The following is a 16,742-nucleotide window of genomic DNA, read 5'->3' as shown; positions in this document are numbered from 1 at the left end:
GGCGATCGGCGCGCGGCTGACCAGCCTCGACACTACCGCCGCAACCCGAACGCCGGCCGAGGGGAGGCCGGGGCGGGAATGGTAGCCTGCCCCGGCAGGCGGGCGGGCGCGTTCTACTTCGCCTTCACGGCCTTCACGGCCTTCACCGCCTTCTCCTGGACCGGCGCCGTGCCGCTGTCCCGAAGCTTCCGGTAGTACTCGCGCGCCTCGTTCTGGCGCTCGAGCTCGATGCCACTGGCGATCGGGGCGCGCAGGTGCTCCTGGGTGTAGCCGAAGGCGTCGACGAGGTCCTGCGCGTGCGGACGCAGCCGGGCGATGAGGCGGTCGATGTAGGCCGTCACCGATTGCGCACGCTGCGCGGACAACCGGCCGTGGATGAGGTACCAGGCCAGGTTCTTCTCGACCAGGCCAAGCCCGAACAGGTCGCGCAGCCAGGTGAGCACCTGCCGGGTGCCCGCGTCATCCGTCGTCTCGACGGCCCGGGTGAAGGCCTCCCACTGCAAGAGCTGGCCGTGCGCGCGGGCGGCCTCGATCAGCTCGTTCTGGTGGGAATTGAACAGGTCGGCGGCCTGCTTTCGCGGCAGCTTGTTCGCCGAGCGGAGCTTCCCGGCGACGTCGGCGATCATTGTTTCGACCCGGTCGGTGAGCAGCTGCCGCTGCACGTTCGTGTCGCGCAGCTGCCCGACCGAGCGGGCGGTGGAGCCGAAGTCCCGGGCGGCCTGGGCCAGGGTGCGGAGGCCCGTGCCGTGGTAGGCCCGGTCCGCGGCCTGCTGCACGACGTACCGGGCCAGGGCGCCGACATCCGCCGAGGCGAACTTCTTGCTGTAGTCGGTGAGCAGTCGCTTGGCGACCAGCTGCAGGAGCACGTTGTTGTCGCCCTCGAATGTGGCGTAGACGTCGAGGTCGGCACGCAGGCCGACGAGGCGGTTCGCCGCCATGAAGCCCGCGCCGCCGCAGGCCTCGCGAGCCTCCTGGAGCGTGTCGAGGGCGTGCCAGGTGGAGAGGGGCTTGAGCACGGCGGCGAGGGTCTCGAGGTCCTGGCGATCGTCATCGGTATCGGCCTTGCCGCTGAAGACCTTGTCGAAGGTGACCAGGAACTCGTCGTGCGCGAAGGTCTGGGCGTAGGTGGTGGCCAGGCGCGGCAGCAGCCGGCGCTGATGCCGCTGGTAGTCGAGGACGACCTCTTCATCGGTCTCGCTGCCGGCCGTGAACTGCCGGCGCTGGCCGCCGTAGGTGATGGCGATGGTCAGCGCGAGTGCGGATGCCTGGGTCGCCGCGCCGTCGAGGGACACCCGCCCCTGCACGAGCGTGCCGAGCATGGTGAAGAAGCGGCGGCCCGGGCTGTCGATCGAACTCGTGTACGTGCCGTCGGCGTCGACGTTTCCGTACCGGTTGAGAAGGCTCGTGCGCGGGATGCGCACGTTCGTGAAGTGCAGCCGTCCGTTGTCGATGCCGTTCAGGCCGCCCTTGAGGCCGTCGTCCTCACCGCCGACGCCCGGCAGGAAGGCGCCGTCCTCGCCGCGGATCGGCACGTAGAAGGCGTGGACCCCATGGTTCACCCCCCGGGTGATCAGCTGGGCGAAGACGACGGCGGCGACGCCGTCCTTCGCGGCATTGCCGAGGTAGTCCTTCCACGCGGCCCGGAACGGGGTGTGGATGGCGAACTCGTCGGTTTCGGAATCGAAGGTCGCCGTCGTACCGATGCTCGCGACATCCGAGCCGTGCCCGATCTCGGTCATGGCGAAGGCGCCGGGGATCTTCAGGCTCATGATGTCCGGCAGCCAGGCGTCGTGGTGCGGCTTCGTTCCGAGGTGGAGGACGGCGGCACCGAAAAGGCCCCACTGCACGCCGCCCTTGATCTGCAGGCTGGGGTCGGCGGTGACGAGCTCTTCGAAGGCGGCGATATTGCCGCCCTGGTCGTCCTGGCCGCCGAGGTGTTTCGGGTAGGCGCGGTGCACGTGGCCGAGGTCGGCGAGCACCTTCAACTGGCCGAAGACGCGACTGCGGTGTTCGTCCATGGAGAGTCCCTCGATGCGCTGCATCTCCGGCCGTGCGGTGAGCTCGCGCGCCGCGAGGCGCACGTCGGCCCAGGTGCCGAGGAGCTGCCGGTTGAGGGTCGGCAGGTCGACTGCCGGGGCACTCGGGTCGCCGGCGATCTTGATCGGTCCGGTGTCGACGCTGGCGTCGGTCGAGGTGGTGGGGGTGGTGGGGCGCTGGGCGGTGTCAACCATCGTCGGTCCTTCGTCTTTCGCGCGGAACAGGAATTTTCTCCACGTTAGGGCGGGCTCGGAGTCGGCGGAAATGGTGCGTGACGGGGCTACAAAGAAGCCCGCTGCGCCCGGCATCCGTTTTGTAGGTTCCCACAGCTCATGGCCGTTTGCACCTGCGACCGTCCACAATCGTGGTTCGATCAGGCGGGGTTGTGGGCGATGATGTGGAAGACGTGCCAGTGCCGGGGGCCGAAGGCGGACTGGCCCGTCCGGTCGTCTTCATCGAGGGTATGCACGGTCAGTCCGGCGAGCAGCGCCTGCACGTCGGCGCGGTCGTGGAAGTTCATGTCGGCGCGGCCGGACCAGGAGTCGTGCGGGCCGAACAGTTCGCCGGCGAACCAGGCGCCGGGCTTCAGCGCGGCACGGATGCCCGACCACACTGTCGGGAACGCCACCGATTCGCAGAACGGCAGCGCGAAGGTCGAGTAGACGAGGTCGGCGGCGGGGAGCACGCCGACGTCTTCGAATCGGGCGCGGCGGAAGGTCAGGCGGGCGAGCTGTTCGGGCGTAAGGCCCGCGCGCACGCGCGCCTCGGAGGTGGGGTCCGCGTCGATCGCGAGCACGCGCCATCCGTTCGCGAGCAGGTGACGGGTCTCGGTTCCCTCGCCGCAGCCGATGTCGATCGCCACGCCGGGTGGGGCGTCGTCCCGACTGGCGGGGGCCTGAAGCACGACCGACCGCACGGCGCGACCGGCCTGCGCGTCGTAGTAGCCGGTCCAGTCCATGCGCTACGCCGCGCCCACGCCCGTCGCGACCACGCCCAGCAGCGCCTCACCGTAGGCCTCGAGCTTCTTCGCGCCGATCCCGCTGATGCCGTCGAGCTCGCCGAGTGTCGCCGGGCCGGCGGCCGCGACGGCGATCAGGGTGGCGTCGCCGAAGACGATGTAGGCGGGGACGCCCTGCTCCTTCGCCGCGGCCGAGCGCCAGGCACGCAGCGCCTCGAACAGCGTCTCCTGCCCGGGGGTGAGGTCGGCGACGCCGGCCCTGGCCACGCTCTTCGCAGCCGCGGACCGGCGAGCGGGGCGGTCGGGACGGTCGGGCTCGGTGCGGAGTTGCACGGGGCGGGTGCCGGCGAGCACGTCGGCCGCGGCATCCGTGAGGGCCAGCGTGCCGTATTCGCCCTCGGGGGCGAGGAACCCCTGGGCCAGCAGCTGGCGCACGATGCCGCGCCACTGCTGGTCGCTCAGGTCGGCGCCGATGCCCCAGGTGGCGAGCTGCTCGTGCTTGTGCTGGGTGCTGCGCGGGGTCGTCTTGCCGCGGAGGATGTCGATGAGGTGCCCGGCGCCGAAGCGCTGATTGCGCTCCCGCAGCAGGCGCACGACGGTGGAAAGCAGTTTCTGGGCGGGGACGGTGCCGTCCCAGCCGACGGGCGGCTCGAGGCAGGTGTCGCAGTTGCCGCAGGGCTCGCTCGGCTGGCCGAAGTAGCGCAGCAGGTTGACCCGTCGGCAGTGCACGGTTTCGCAGAGCGCGAGCATGGCGTCGAGGTGCGCGGAGAGCTTGCGGCGGTGCGCCATGTCGCCGGGCGACTGGTCGATCATGCGTCGCAACTGCACGACGTCCTGCAGGCCGTAGGCGAGCCAGGCCGTCGCGGGGGCACCGTCGCGGCCGGCGCGGCCGGTCTCCTGGTAGTAGCCCTCGACCGACTTGGGCAGGTCGATGTGGGCGACGAAACGCACGTCGGGCTTGTCAATTCCCATGCCGAACGCGATCGTGGCGACGATGACGACGCCCTCCTCGCGCAGGAACCGCGACTGGGTGCGGGCGCGCAGGCCGGCGTCGAGTCCCGCGTGGTACGGCATCGCATTGACGCCGTTGGCCCGCAGGAACTCGGCGGTCTGTTCGACGGTCTTGCGGCTGAGGGCGTAGACGATGCCCGCGTCGTCCGCGTGCTCCGAACGGATGAATGCGAGGAGCTGCTTGCGCACCTCGAGCTTGCTCACGATGCGGTACTGGATGTTCGGCCGGTCGAAGCTCGCGACGAAGTGCTTCGCGTCGCCCAGCTGCAGGCGGGTGGTGATCTCCTTGTGCGTGGCATCCGTGGCCGTGGCCGTGAGCGCGATGCGCGGCACGTCGGGCCACCGGTCGGCCAGCTCGGACAGGGCGAGGTAGTCGGGGCGGAAGTCGTGCCCCCACTGCGACACGCAGTGGGCTTCGTCGATGGCGAAGAGGGAGATGGCGCCCCGGTCGAGGAACCGTTTGGTGGCCTCGGAGGAGAGCCGCTCCGGGGCGACGTAGAGCAGGTCGAGGTTGCCGGCGAGGTAGTCGCGTTCGACCTGGCCGCGGGAGGCGGCATCCTGGCTGGAATTGAGGAACGCCGCCCGCACGCCGACGGCGGTGAGGGCGTCGACCTGGTCCTGCATGAGGGCGATCAGCGGGGAGACGACGATGCCGGTGCCAGCCCGCACGAGCGACGGGATCTGGTAGCAGAGGCTCTTGCCGCCGCCGGTGGGCATGAGCACGACCGCGTCGCCGCCGCCGATGAGCTGGTCGATGATGGCGGCCTGCTCGCCGCGGAACGAGTCGTAGCCGAAGACGGTGTGCAGCGCCTCGGCCGCGGTCGCGAACTTCACGGTCGCCGCGATCGGCGCGGGCGGGGCCATTCGCGCGGCGCCGGGGCCGCCGGCGCCGGCGCCGGGAGCATCCATCGGCCCGGATGCCTGGTCGGAGTAGGTGTCCGGCGGGGGCGGCGCGTCGAAGTCCTCGGGTGGTTCGAACTCGTCAGGATCCCACGGTGTTTCGGCGTTCCAGCTCACCCGGCCACTCTACCCGGGACCCCCGGCGCCATCCCCCGGCGCCTGTCGGAGGGTGTTCGGAGGAGACCGGTTTTGAGATTGCCTTCCACATTCCCCCAAACCGGATCGGCAGGGGCTCCGAATGAAGCTGTGAAGGCCGCACACCAGGTGGGCCACCTCATCCAAGGAGAATCTCCAATGCGACTCATTACACGTAAGACGCTGACGGCAGTGTCCATTGCTTCGATCGCAGTGCTCGGCTTGTCCGCATGTTCCATGGGCGCCACCAGCGCCGACACGGCGAAGGAGCCCAAGTCCACTACGAGCGAAGCCCCCGCCATGGAGAACGACCCGGCAGCCAACCTCGTCGGAACCGGCTGCGCCGCCTACGGCGAGGCCGTTCCGGATGGTGCCGGCTCGATCGACGGCATGTCGGCCGACCCCGTCGCGGTCGCCGCATCCAACAACCCGCTCCTGAAGACGCTGGCTGCCGCGGTCTCCGGTCAGATCAACAAGGACGTCAACCTGGTCGACACCCTCAACGGTGACGAGTTCACCGTCTTCGCTCCGGTTGATGAGGCATTCGCCAAGATCGACGCCGCGACCCTCGAGACCCTGAAGACCCCCGAGGGCGCAGCGACGCTCAGCAGCATCCTGACCTACCACGTGGTTCCCGGCCAGATCGCCCCTGACGCCATCGCCGGCATGCAGACGACCGTCCAGGGCGGCACCGTCGAGGTCACCGGAAGCGGCGACAACCTCAAGGTCAACGACGCGAACGTGATCTGCGGTGGCGTTCAGACCGCCAACGCGACCGTGTACCTCATCGACTCGGTGCTGATGCCGACCAAGTAGTCCCCATGCGAGAGGCCCGCCACCCCCAGGGGGTGGCGGGCCTCTCGCGTTATCCCGTCGCCCCTCCTGGCTGAGTTGCGGAGAAAGTACCCTCGCTGCGAAAGTGAAGGTGCTTTGTCCGCAACTCAACCAGAGGTGTTGCGGCGGGGCAGGCTCACACCTACGGCGCGGTGATGGTGATCGGGACGACTGCCCTGGTACCGGCGCCCGGGACGGTCACCAGGAGCTGCTGGGCTCCGGTGACGCCGCCCGGGATGGTGATCGACACGGTTGCCCGGCCCACCTCATCCGTCCCGGTCACGATCGCCGGATCGATCGGTGCGGTGCCCAGCGAGTTTCCGGCGAGCGCAACGCCCACGAGGCCCAGAACCGGCTCGCCCGCGCTGAACAACAGCGAGGACAACGTGACCGTCACGATGTCCCCGGCGCTGTACCCGTTGGCATCGGCGGCGGAGAGCTTCACACCGACCGCGCGCTGCGCGTAGTCCGGTGAAGCCGTTCCGGATGCGGCGAAGTAGTCGACCATCGACTGGAGGTCGACTTTGCCGGAGTCGGCCCGTACCGTTCCGGATGCGAGCGTGGTGAAGTTGTCTCCGCCGGAGGCGAGGAACGAGTTCACGACGACCCGGTGAGTGTCGGCCGGCTGCACTTGGGTCCCGTTGAGGAAGACGTGCGTGATTCTGCCGCCCGCCGCCGCCGTGGGATCGTACGTGTAGGTCAGTTCCTTCGACACACCGAGCTTGAGGAACGGCCGGCTGGAGCCCGCGGGCTGCCACTGCTGTTCCAGGACCTGCCGGATTTGCGCACCGGTGAGGTCCATGGTGACCAGCGTGTTGGCGAACGGCTGGACGGCCGCGGCCTCCTTGTAGGTGACGTTGCCGTCGGGGTCGCCGGCTCCCGAGCTCAGGAACTTCAGGTCGGCCCGGAGCCCACCGGGGTTCATGAACGCGATCTCGGCTCCCGCCGGCGCCGTCGCCCAGAGCTGCACGTCGGCGACGAAGTTGCCGAGTGTGGACTCCCCGCCGCGGTTCTCGCTGCCGCTGGACTGCTTGGCCCGGTTGAAATCGGCCGTGACCTGGCCGACCTTGACCGCGCCGAGCGGTGCCGCCTGGGCCACGGCGGCTGCGACCACCTGGGCGACCGCGGCGTCTGCCGGGTAGAGGGCTACCGGCGGGTTCTTCGTCGAATCCATCAGCGGCAGGATGGAGTTGTTGATCGAGACCAGCTTCTTGACCACCGGGTCCCAGGAGATGTTCATCTGACCGAAGAACTCACCGTACTGCCCGGACGAGACGACCGGCCGACCGTTGATGACGTGGTTGTACGCAAGGTGAGTGTGCCCGGAGACGATGGCGTTGACGTCGGCATCGACGCCCGTCACGATCCGACCGAACGACGAATCGTCGGTGGCCGTGCTCACATTCGTCGTCGCGGCACCCTCGTGCACGAGCAGGATGACGACGTCGGCCTCGCCGTTGTCGGGGTTCTTGTCGCGGAGATTGTCGGCGACGCGGTTGGTTTCCACGGTGACGTCTCGGATCTCGAGGTCAGCGATGCCGGACGGGCTCACCAGCGAGGGCAGCTCGTTCGTGACCGCCCCGATAAAGCCGACGGAGACGCCGTTGAAGTCCTCCACGTAGTACTCGGGGAGGGCCGGCTTTCCGGTGTTCTTGTCATAGACGTTGGCACCCAGGTACTCCCATTGGGCCCGCGGCATGACCCGGTTCTTCAGGTCGGCGAAGCCCTGGTCGAACTCGTGGTTGCCGACCGCGGAAACGTCGAGCCCGGCCAGGTTGAGCGCGTCGATGGTCGGGTTGTCCTGCTGGATGAAGGAGGTGAACGTCGACGCCCCGATCAGGTCGCCGGCGGCGGCGAAGACCGTGTTGGGGTTCTTGGCGCGCACCTGCTTCACCGCTCCGGCGAGCGTCGCGGCGCCGCCGGAGGCTCCGCTCTGCTCGAGTCGACCGTGGAAGTCGTTGACGGTGACGACGCTGACCTCCACCGGGAGCACCTTCTTGGAGATGCCCACCTTGATCGGGTCGTGGTCGCTGGAGCGGAACGGGGTGCCGGCCTCGGCCGCCGGGTATGCGTAGCCGCGGTCACCCCACTCGGCCGCGTTGATCCCCCACACGCCGGCGCCCGTGACCGAGGCGGCCAGGCTGGGCGTCGCGACCGCGTGGTCGAGCGAGCCGAGCTCGCCGTCGAAGGTGTAGGTGTACTGGCCGGTGGTCTTCGCCCTCACCAGGTCGACGTAGCCCGCCTGGGTGAACACGTTCATCGGGTCTTCCTGCGAGTAGGCGTTGAAGTCGCCGAGCAGCAGAACATCGTCGCTTTCCGAGGAGTCCTGCAGGTCGCCGACGAACGTCACGAGGGCCTGGGCCTGCTCGACGCGCTCGGCGTTGAATTTCCCCTGGCCGTCGGCCGGCTCGGCGCCGGATCCGCTCTTCGACTTGAAGTGATTGGCCACGACGGTGACGACCTTCGGGCCGAAGGTGAACGTCTGGGCGATGGGTTCGCGCGCGATGTCCCAGACGGATTCGTCGATCTGGGTGCGGCTGGCACCGCGCGGCGTCAGCTCCGACTTCTTGTAGATGATCGCGTTGGTGATCGCGTCGGTGATCGCCGGGTCGCCCAACGCGGCCGGCGTGCGAACGTAATCCCAGACGTTCTTCTTCCCGAGCGCGGCGTTCAGCCCTGCGACCAGGTCGGCCAGGGCACTGTCGATCGGCTTGCCGAGCTTGACCGAGTTCTCGATCTCCATCAGGCTGACCACGTCAGCGTCGAGGCCGTTGATGGCCGCAACGATCTTGGACTTCTGGATGTCGAACTGTGCCTGGGTGGCGGCGCCGCGGGCGGCCGGGTTCTCGCTGCTCAGGGTCGTGAAGTAGTTGAAGACGTTGAAGGCTGCGGCCTGGATGTCTCCGCCCACCTCGGGGGCGGCGGCCGGGCGCGGGTTCGACGCGGCGAAGACCGGCTTGTCCTCGGCGTCGCTGGCATCGGTGATCGGCATGATCGGCTGCAGCCGCCAGTCGTTGAAACCATAGGACAGCACGGCGGGCCCGCCGGGGAAGGTGACCGTGTCACCGACGCGCACGACCTGGCCGGCCGTGAAGAACGGCTGGTCGCCGATGTGGGCGGCATTGCCGATCTGGATGTTGTAACCGTCGTCGAGGAGGATCCGGTTGGCCCGGTTCGCGGCCGCGATCGCGGTCGCGTCGGGTCCGGGCGGCGCCTGCTCGGTGCTCTTGACGAGCGGCCTGGTGCCGGCCGACAGCCAGAGCGTGCCGAAGTTGTAGAGCTGGTGGCTCGAGCTGACGAGGTAGGTTCCGGCCGGCGCGACGAGCATGCCTTCCAGCTGCTCCCGGCCGCTGCCGACGAGGGTGTCGGGCAGGGCGGTTGCCGCCGGCACGCCGACCGCGGCGGTGACGAGCTCAACCGCGCCCGCCGCAGAGCCGGTGACCTGGGTGAGGCCGAAGTACTCGCTCACCGGACCGGTCACCCGCACCAGGTCGCCGAGGGCGACGGCCGGGTTGGCCGATCCGAGGAAGATGAAGACGCCGTCCGAGGCGCCCGGCGTCGCGTCCGTTGGCCCACCGGAACCGGCGCTCTGCAGGTAGACGCCCCGGTAGCCGCCGACGCGGTGGTCGGCCGTGATGATGCCCTCCACGGTGACGGTCGCTCCGACGAGCGGGCTCGCCGCTCCGGTGCCCTGGACCGCGGCAATCGTGTGGGTGACCGTGGCCGCGTGCGCGGGAGTGGCCGCGAGCATGGACAGGCCGAGCGCCGCGGCCGTCGCCAGGGCGACGGCCCGGCCCCGGCGGGCGCGCCGTGCGGCGCCCTGCGGGAGCAGTTCGATGGGGGTACGTGGGACGACGTGACTCATAACCTTGAGCTCCTTGGGTGGGTGACCATGGGTGTCGGGCGCCCACGGACCGTCGCCCCTTGTAGGGCCACCCGGCTGGGGGTAGCCAGAGTCTAGGGACGAGCGCCCAGCGGGTCTACGGATGCGCAACGTTCGTCGTCTGCTCTTAAGTTGCCGGACGCCGTACGGTGCGCAAATGCGGGTGCCCGCCGACGCTCTAGGCTGAACCTCTATGCTCACCGCTTTCTACGGCCTCACCGGGGCACTCATCTTCGGTGCCGCCGACTTCCTGGGCGGCCTCGCCGCGAAGCGCATCAGCGCCATGCTGGCGACGGCCGTCGCCGCGCTCACCGGCCTCGTGGTGCTCCTCCTGGCATTCCCCATCGTCGGCGGAACCTGGTCGGCCGAGGCCGTTGCCTGGGGCGCGCTCTCCGGCGTCAGCGGCGCGATCGCGATTTCGCTGCTGTACGCCTGCCTCGCGGTCGGACCGATGAGCATCCTCTCCCCGCTGACCGCCGTCGTGTCGGCGGTCGTGCCGGCGACCGTCGGCCTGATCGGGGGCGACCTGCTCGCCCCGATCGGCTACTGGGCGCTGGGGCTCGCCCTGGTCGCGGTGGTGCTGGTCGGCTTCGTGCCGGAGCGGGGCGCCGTGCGGCCGAGCCTTACCGGCGTGCTGATGGCGATCGGCTCGGGGATCATGATTGGCGCCTTCATCATCATGATCGACCTCACCCCAAATGACAGCGGGCTGGTGCCGCTCGTGCTCAACCGGGCGGTGAATGGTGGGATCATGCTCTGCGTGCTCGGAGTCATCGCCTTCGTGGCGTGGAACCGGCGCCGATCCCTGCGGGTTGCGCCTCTGCCCCGCTCCCCCGAGGCGACGGCCACCCTCCGGGCGGGACTCGCGCTGGCGGTGGCATGCGGCGTGGTCGACGTGGTCGCCAACTTCCTGCTGCTCCTCGGGATCCGGGCCGGCGAACTGAGCGTGATGAGCGTGCTCACCGCGATGTATCCGGCCGGAACGATCCTGCTCGCCGCGCTCGTGCTCCGGGAGCGCATCGCCCCCGTGCAGTGGGCGGGACTGGCCCTGGCGCTGGCCGCTGCCGCGATGCTCTCCGTCGCGTAAGGCGAAGGTCCACGGGAGCGCTCACCTGGGGCGGGATTGCACCTGTGGGGCGCTCGGCGCCCCACAGGTGTTGATCGTTTGCTCTTTCGACCACAAACCCGAATTGTGGCGGAGAGGCGAACGGGTGTCCCCGTCCCGCATGCGGACCGGTGATACATGGATGTTATTGCGCGCGTCCGGGCGAAACGCGCAGCAACACGCCGGAACAATGCCGGGCCTTCCGTCACCAACTCGTTACCCGCCGGGGGTGCTCACCGCTTGCACCCGGCGATTGGCCACGGCTACTGTGAAAGCACGCCAATTAGTGACCGACTGTTCGGTCACTAATTGCCCGTCCCCACCGAAGGAGATTCAATGAAGAAGTCTCGCCTGCGCGTTATCGCGCCGCTTGCGCTCGTCACGGCCCTCGCCCTGTCCGGATGCAGCACCGCCAACCTCGGCGGCGACAGCGCCCCCGACGGCGACGCGGAGAAGGGGCCGATCAAGATCGGCGCGGTGCTCGACGTCACGGGAGTGGGTGCCAGCCTGGGCGTCCCCGAGCAGAACACACTCAACATGCTGGCCGAACAGCTCAACGACGACGGCGGCATTGACGGCCGCGAGGTCGAGCTCACCATCGTGGACAACCAGTCGACCGAGGATGGCGCCGCCAAGGCCACGAGCAAGCTGATCGAGAGCGACAAGGTCGACATCATCATCGGCGCGTCACGCACCGGCCCCAGCCTGGCCATGCGCCCCATTGCCGAAGCCGCGAAGATCCCGATGATCTCCGTCGCCGCCAATGTGGCCATCGTCGAGGGTTCCGAGTGGGTCTTCAAGACCGCGCAGAACGATGTCGTCGTGCTCGAGACCATCCTCAATGACGCCAAGGAAAAGGGCTACACGAAGCTGGCCCTCGTCCGCGACGCCACCGGATTCGGCGAAGGGATCGCGGACTACATCACCGCACTCGGCTCCGAGCGCGGCATCACCCTCGTCACGACCGAGTCCTTCGAGCCGAGCGCGACTGACTTCACCCCGCAGATGACCGGCGTTCGCTCCTCCGACGCCGACGCCGTCATCATCTGGGGCATCAACCCCTCGGCCGGACTGGCCCAGAAGGCATACGTGCAGCTCGGCGTGAACAAGCCGGTCTACCACTCGCACGGCATCTCCAACCAGGCGTTCTTCGACGCGGCCGGTGACGCGGCCAACGGCGTCATCGCGCCGATGGGCCGTCTGCTCGTCGCCGACCAGCTGGATGCCGACAACCCCCAGCGCGAGGTCATCGAAAAGTTCAAAGCCGACTACAGCGAGGCGTACGGTGAGCAGCCCTCCGGCTTCGCCGGCCACGCGTTCGACGCCTGGCACATCGCGGTCAACGCGATCAAGGAAGCCGGCACCGACGCCGACGCCCTGCGCGACGAGCTCGAGAAGGCCGAGTTCACCGGAATTTCCGGCGTCTTCACGATGAGCCCGGAGAACCACTCGGGCCTCGACGCATCCGCACTGATCCTCGCTGAGGCGCAGGACGGCCGCTGGAACCTCGTCAAGGACTGACCGTGCTCACTGATTTCCTGCAACTGACGGTGGCAGGGCTGTCACAGGGATCTGTGTACGCCCTGCTCGCCGTCGGCCTGATCGCCGTCTACACCGTGCGCCATGTGATCAACATTGCCCAGGGTGAGTTCGCGATGCTCGCCGGCCTGGGCTCCATCTGGCTGGTGTCGGCGGGCATGCCGCTCATCGTTGCTATCCTGGTCGCCATCCTCTCGGTCACCCTCGTGGCGATCGCGATGGAACGGCTGGTCATATCGCGGGTGAAGAACCTGACTCCGCTCCTGTCCATCATCCTGACCCTCGGAATCTCCACGCTCCTGCAGGCGATCATGCTGCTGGCGTGGGGCCCGGAGGCCCGGGGGGTACCCCTGTTCCCGGGGACGAACCTCCTCATCGGCGGGGTGAGCATCCGTTCGCAGGAGTTCTGGATGATGGGCGCGCTCATCGTGGTCGGTGGCGGCATCGTGCTCTTCTACGAGAAATCGCGCTGGGGCAAGGCGCTGCGGGCGTGCGCGGAGCAGCCGGTTGCGGCGCGCATCGTGGGGATCTCCCCCGTTGCCGCGTCCGTGCTGGCCTTCGCGATTGCGGGTTTCGTCGGGGGTGTCGCCGGCGTGGTGGCCTCCCCGATCTACCTCTCGCTCTGGTCGGGCGGCGTGCTGCTCGGCCTCAAGGGCTTCGTCGCCGCCGTCCTCGGCGGCTTCGTCTCCTTCCGCGCGGCGATCATCGGAGCCCTCCTGCTCGGCGTGATCGAGGCCTACGTGGCCGGCTATGTCGGCTCGGGCCTGAGGGACGGCGCGGCCTTCCTCATCCTCATCCTTGTGCTGGTCGTCCGGCCACAGGGTCTCGTTCTCAAGCCCACAGCGGTCAGGGTGTAGCGACATGACAGATTCCACCAAACCAACCTTCGTGGGCAAACTCGCCCCCCGGGCCAGCTTCTGGACGAACAACAAGGGCACGCTCATCGGTGGCGGCATCCTCGTCGCCCTGATGCTCGTGATCCCCTTCACGGCCAGCTCCTCGATGATGAACATCGTCGTCTTCGCGATGATCTTCGCGCTGCCCGCCATCGGGCTCAATCTGCTGATGGGACTGGCCGGACAGGTCAGCCTCGGGCAGGCGGCGTTCTTCGCGATCGGCGCGTACACGCACGCGATCATGCTGACCAAACTCGACCTCCCCGGCCCGGTCGCGGCAGCCATCGGCGTGGCAGCCGCCATGCTGGTCGCCCTGCTCGTCGGGCTTCCGCTGATGCGCCTCCGCGGCCACTACCTCGCCCTGGCCACGCTCGGGCTCGGCTTCATCGTGATGATCGCGGTGCGCGAATGGGACGTCACCGGTCGAACGACAGGCATCTACGGCATCCCCCGGCCGACGGTGTTCGGCATCCCCATCGACAACAGCGGCTTCTTCCTCTGGTTCATCACGCCGTTCGTCGTGATCGGGCTGGTCCTGGCCCTCAACCTGACCCGCAGCCGCGCCGGACGTGCGCTCTCGGCGGTCAACGACTCCGAACTCGCGGCGGAGAGCCTCGGCGTCAACACGTATGCGCTGCGGCTCAAGGTGTTCGTGTTGTCCGCCGGATTCGCCGCACTCGGCGGCGTCTTCTACGCCTACCAGGTCGCGATTGTGAGCCCGACAACGGCCGAGTTCCACCTGTCGGTCTCGATCCTGCTGATGGTGGTCATCGGCGGTCTCGGGTCGGTCTGGGGCGCGGTCGCGGGCGCGTTCCTCGTGCAGTTCCTCGGAGAGGGCATGCGCGAGGTCATCCCGGCCATCTTCCCCGGCGCGACCGGCGAGGTGCAGCTGCTCGGCTACGGCATCGTGCTCATCCTGGTGATCCTGCTCCTGCCCGGCGGCCTCTACCAGGCGACAATCACGCTCTGGCGGAAGCTGCCCTTCGCCCGCAACCGCCGGGCCGCTGACGCACATGCCACCGCCGCCGAGGACGACACGACGATCCCGCAGCTCCCGGCGGTGAGCACGCCGGTCGCAGCCGGCGAACCGATCCTCGTGATCTCCGGCCTGACCAAGCGGTACGGGGGCGTCGTCGCCGTCAACGACGTGAGCCTCACCGTGCCGGCCGGTACCATCCTGGGCCTGATCGGCCCGAACGGCGCCGGGAAGACGACCTGCTTCAACATGATCTCCGGGGCGCTGACGCCGACTGCGGGCACGGTCACGTTCCTCGGCCAGGTCATCTCGGGCAAAAAGCCGCACGTGGCGGCCTCGCACGGCCTGACCCGCACCTTCCAGAACCTGCAGGTGTTCACCTCGACGGATGTCGTCGGCAACGTGTACATGGGCCGGTACCGCAAGGGACGCGCCGGCGTGCTCCGCGGAATGCTGGGGTTGCAGGCGCACGAGCAGGGCGCCCACCGGGCCGCATCCTACGAAATCCTGAAGTCGATGAGGCTGACGGATGCCGCGGACGACTCGGCCTCCGCGCTGCCGTTCGGCAAGCAGCGCATGATGGAAGTCTGCCGGGCCCTGGCCGCGGAGCCGGCGCTGCTGCTGCTCGACGAGCCCATGGCCGGACTGTCCGGCCACGAGCGCGACGTGATGGCCGAGCTCCTGCGCCGGCTGCGGACTGCCGGGCTCACGATCGTGCTCGTCGAGCACGATGTGGCCCAGGTGATGTCACTCGCCGACCATGTCGCGGTGCTCGACGACGGAGTGCTCATCGCGCACGGGGATCCGGAGACGGTGCGTAATGATCCGGCCGTTGTCGTCGCCTATCTCGGCACTGACCTCGACGAGGCCGAAGCCGAACTGAACGAGTTGGAGGAGCACGCATGACGCTCATCGTTTCCGGTCTCAACGCCGGCTATGGGCAGCTCGCGGTGCTGCACGAGGTCGGGTTCGAGGTGAGCCGAGGGGAAATCCTCGCCGTCGTGGGTTCGAACGGGGCCGGAAAAACGACCCTGCTTCGCGCCGTGAGCGGCCTCATCCGACCCACCGCGGGCACCGTGACCCTCGAGGGACGCACCATCACGGGCAAGCCTACGGAGAAGATGGCGGGCTTCGGCCTGACGCACGTCCCCGAGAACCGGCTGGTCTTCCCGACCCTGTCGGTGCGCGACAACCTGATGCTGGGCGCCTGGACGAAGAAGGGCCACGGCGACGTCGACTCGGTGCTCGAGTTGTTCCCCCGGCTCAAGGCCCGCATGGGACAGGCCGCCGGCACCCTCTCGGGCGGCGAACAGCAGATGGTCGCCATCGGGCGCGGCCTGATGGCGGATCCGACGGCGATCATGCTCGACGAACCGTCCATCGGCCTCGCGCCGAAGGTCGTCTCCGAGATCATGGAGGTGCTCTCCCGGCTCTGTGTCGAGAAGCAGCTCGCCGTGCTGCTCGTGGAACAGAACGTGCGCGCCTCGTTCAAGATCGCGCACCGCGCCGTGGTCATGCACCGCGGACGGGTCGCGCTCACGGGCACGCCGGCCGAACTCGTCGAACTGCCCGAGGTGCACAACGCCTACCTCGGCGGCGCGTCGGTGTAGCCGGCCGCGCGGCGCACGCGAACGAGAAGGAGGGGCGCGCACCCGCGGGTGCGCGCCCCTCCTTCTGCGGGTGGGAGCCGGTCAGGCGCGGCCGGTGAACGCGGGTGTGCGTTTCTGCTGGAAGGCGGCGAAGCCCTCCCGGTAATCCGCGGTCGCGCAGAGGGCCGCCTGGGCCGCGTTCTCGGCGGACATGCTCTGCCAGAGGCCCAGGCGCTCGTCGCGGAGCGCCCGCACAAGCTCCTTGCTGGCGAGGAACGCCTGCGTGGCCCCTGAGGCCGCCCGGGTGGCCGCCCGGACCGTCGCCGCCAGGACCTCATCTGCCGGAAAGACCTGGCTGAACAGGCCGGAGGCGACGGCCTCCGTTCCGGACATGAGCCGTCCGGTGTAGATCAGGTCGAGCGTCTTGTGCGCGCCGAGCCGTTCGACGAAGAGGGCATGGCCGCCCGAATCGAGCGTGGCCCCCAGATTCGCGAACGGGGAACCGATCTTCGCGGTGTCGGCGACGTAGACGACGTCCGTCGCGATCAGGAGGCCGAGGCCGACGCCCAGGCAGGCCCCGTGGGCGATCGCGAAGGTGGGCGCGGGGAACGCGCTCATCCGCTCGAGCAACGGGGTCACGAGTCCGCCGAGGTAGCCCATCACGTCGTCGGTCGCGGGGTCGACGCCGGAGATGTCCCGGCCGGCGCAGAAGGCGCGGCCCTCGCCGCGCAGCACCAGGGCGCGCACTCCGGCGGCCTCTGCGCTCGCGTAGGCGGCCTCGAGCTCGGCGAGGGCCGCCGGATCGAGCGAGTTCATCTTCTCGGGCGCGTTCAGCACCACGTGGGCAACGTCGTCCTGGATGGTCAGGTCGATCACGGC

The 16,742-nt window shown here is 68.9% G+C and carries 11 protein-coding genes; 6 read left to right on the top strand and 5 right to left on the bottom strand.

Features of this window, described 5'->3' with window-relative positions; translation table 11 throughout:
* Positions 1 to 113: 113 nt before the first annotated feature.
* The 3 genes from E3T33_RS14270 to recQ form a co-directional block, all read right to left on the bottom strand.
* Positions 114 to 2,231, bottom strand: coding sequence for an acyl-CoA dehydrogenase (locus tag E3T33_RS14270; protein ID WP_092323506.1), 2,118 nt, complete (start codon positions 2,229 to 2,231; stop codon positions 114 to 116).
* 179 nt (positions 2,232 to 2,410) lie between these two features.
* Positions 2,411 to 2,995, bottom strand: a complete 585-nt coding sequence (locus tag E3T33_RS14265) for a class I SAM-dependent methyltransferase (protein WP_134575618.1) — start codon at positions 2,993 to 2,995, stop codon at positions 2,411 to 2,413.
* A gap of 3 nt (positions 2,996 to 2,998) precedes the next feature.
* Positions 2,999 to 4,870: a DNA helicase RecQ gene (recQ, locus tag E3T33_RS14260; RefSeq protein ID WP_241982968.1), complete on the bottom strand. Its 1,872-nt coding sequence runs from the start codon at positions 4,868 to 4,870 to the stop codon at positions 2,999 to 3,001.
* Positions 4,871 to 5,200: 330 nt separating this feature from the next.
* On the opposite strand from recQ, the gene E3T33_RS14255 reads away from it, so the two are divergent.
* The gene (locus E3T33_RS14255; RefSeq protein ID WP_092323509.1) at positions 5,201 to 5,857 is read left to right on the top strand and encodes a fasciclin domain-containing protein; all 657 of its coding nucleotides are present in this window, start codon (positions 5,201 to 5,203) and stop codon (positions 5,855 to 5,857) included.
* Positions 5,858 to 6,017: 160 nt separating this feature from the next.
* On the opposite strand, the gene E3T33_RS14250 is transcribed toward E3T33_RS14255, so the two are convergent.
* Complete coding sequence (locus E3T33_RS14250; protein ID WP_134575616.1) at positions 6,018 to 9,740, bottom strand: ExeM/NucH family extracellular endonuclease; 3,723 nt, start codon at positions 9,738 to 9,740, stop codon at positions 6,018 to 6,020.
* A 211-nt stretch (positions 9,741 to 9,951) separates the two neighbouring features.
* On the opposite strand from E3T33_RS14250, the gene E3T33_RS14245 reads away from it, so the two are divergent.
* From E3T33_RS14245 to E3T33_RS14225, 5 genes are all read left to right on the top strand, one after another.
* Positions 9,952 to 10,845, top strand: coding sequence for a DMT family transporter (locus E3T33_RS14245; protein ID WP_134575614.1), 894 nt, complete (start codon positions 9,952 to 9,954; stop codon positions 10,843 to 10,845).
* Between the two features lie 354 nt (positions 10,846 to 11,199).
* On the top strand, positions 11,200 to 12,384 hold the full coding sequence (locus E3T33_RS14240) for an ABC transporter substrate-binding protein (protein WP_092323514.1): 1,185 nt from the start codon (positions 11,200 to 11,202) through the stop codon (positions 12,382 to 12,384).
* A 2-nt stretch (positions 12,385 to 12,386) separates the two neighbouring features.
* Positions 12,387 to 13,259 (top strand): branched-chain amino acid ABC transporter permease, encoded by an 873-nt coding sequence (locus tag E3T33_RS14235; protein WP_166784508.1) that lies wholly within the window; start codon positions 12,387 to 12,389, stop codon positions 13,257 to 13,259.
* 4 nt (positions 13,260 to 13,263) lie between these two features.
* Positions 13,264 to 15,180 carry a branched-chain amino acid ABC transporter ATP-binding protein/permease gene (locus tag E3T33_RS14230; protein WP_092323517.1) on the top strand — a complete coding sequence of 639 codons (1,917 nt, stop codon included), beginning with the start codon at positions 13,264 to 13,266 and terminating at the stop codon, positions 15,178 to 15,180.
* Positions 15,177 to 15,884, top strand: a complete 708-nt coding sequence (locus tag E3T33_RS14225; RefSeq protein WP_092323518.1) for an ABC transporter ATP-binding protein — start codon at positions 15,177 to 15,179, stop codon at positions 15,882 to 15,884. Before E3T33_RS14230 ends, E3T33_RS14225 begins: the two co-directional genes overlap by 4 nt.
* Before the next feature lie 81 nt (positions 15,885 to 15,965).
* On the opposite strand, the gene E3T33_RS14220 is transcribed toward E3T33_RS14225, so the two are convergent.
* Positions 15,966 to 16,739: an enoyl-CoA hydratase/isomerase family protein gene (locus E3T33_RS14220; RefSeq protein ID WP_092323520.1), complete on the bottom strand. Its 774-nt coding sequence runs from the start codon at positions 16,737 to 16,739 to the stop codon at positions 15,966 to 15,968.
* Between the last annotated feature and the right edge of the window lie 3 nt (positions 16,740 to 16,742).

Origin of the sequence: Cryobacterium sp. TMT1-2-1 (assembly GCF_004403955.1) — a bacterium.
Classification (GTDB): Bacteria; Actinomycetota; Actinomycetes; order Actinomycetales; family Microbacteriaceae; genus Cryobacterium; species Cryobacterium psychrotolerans.
Note: the sequence above shows the minus strand (reverse complement) of the source record. Positions and strands in the feature narration are given on the sequence as shown.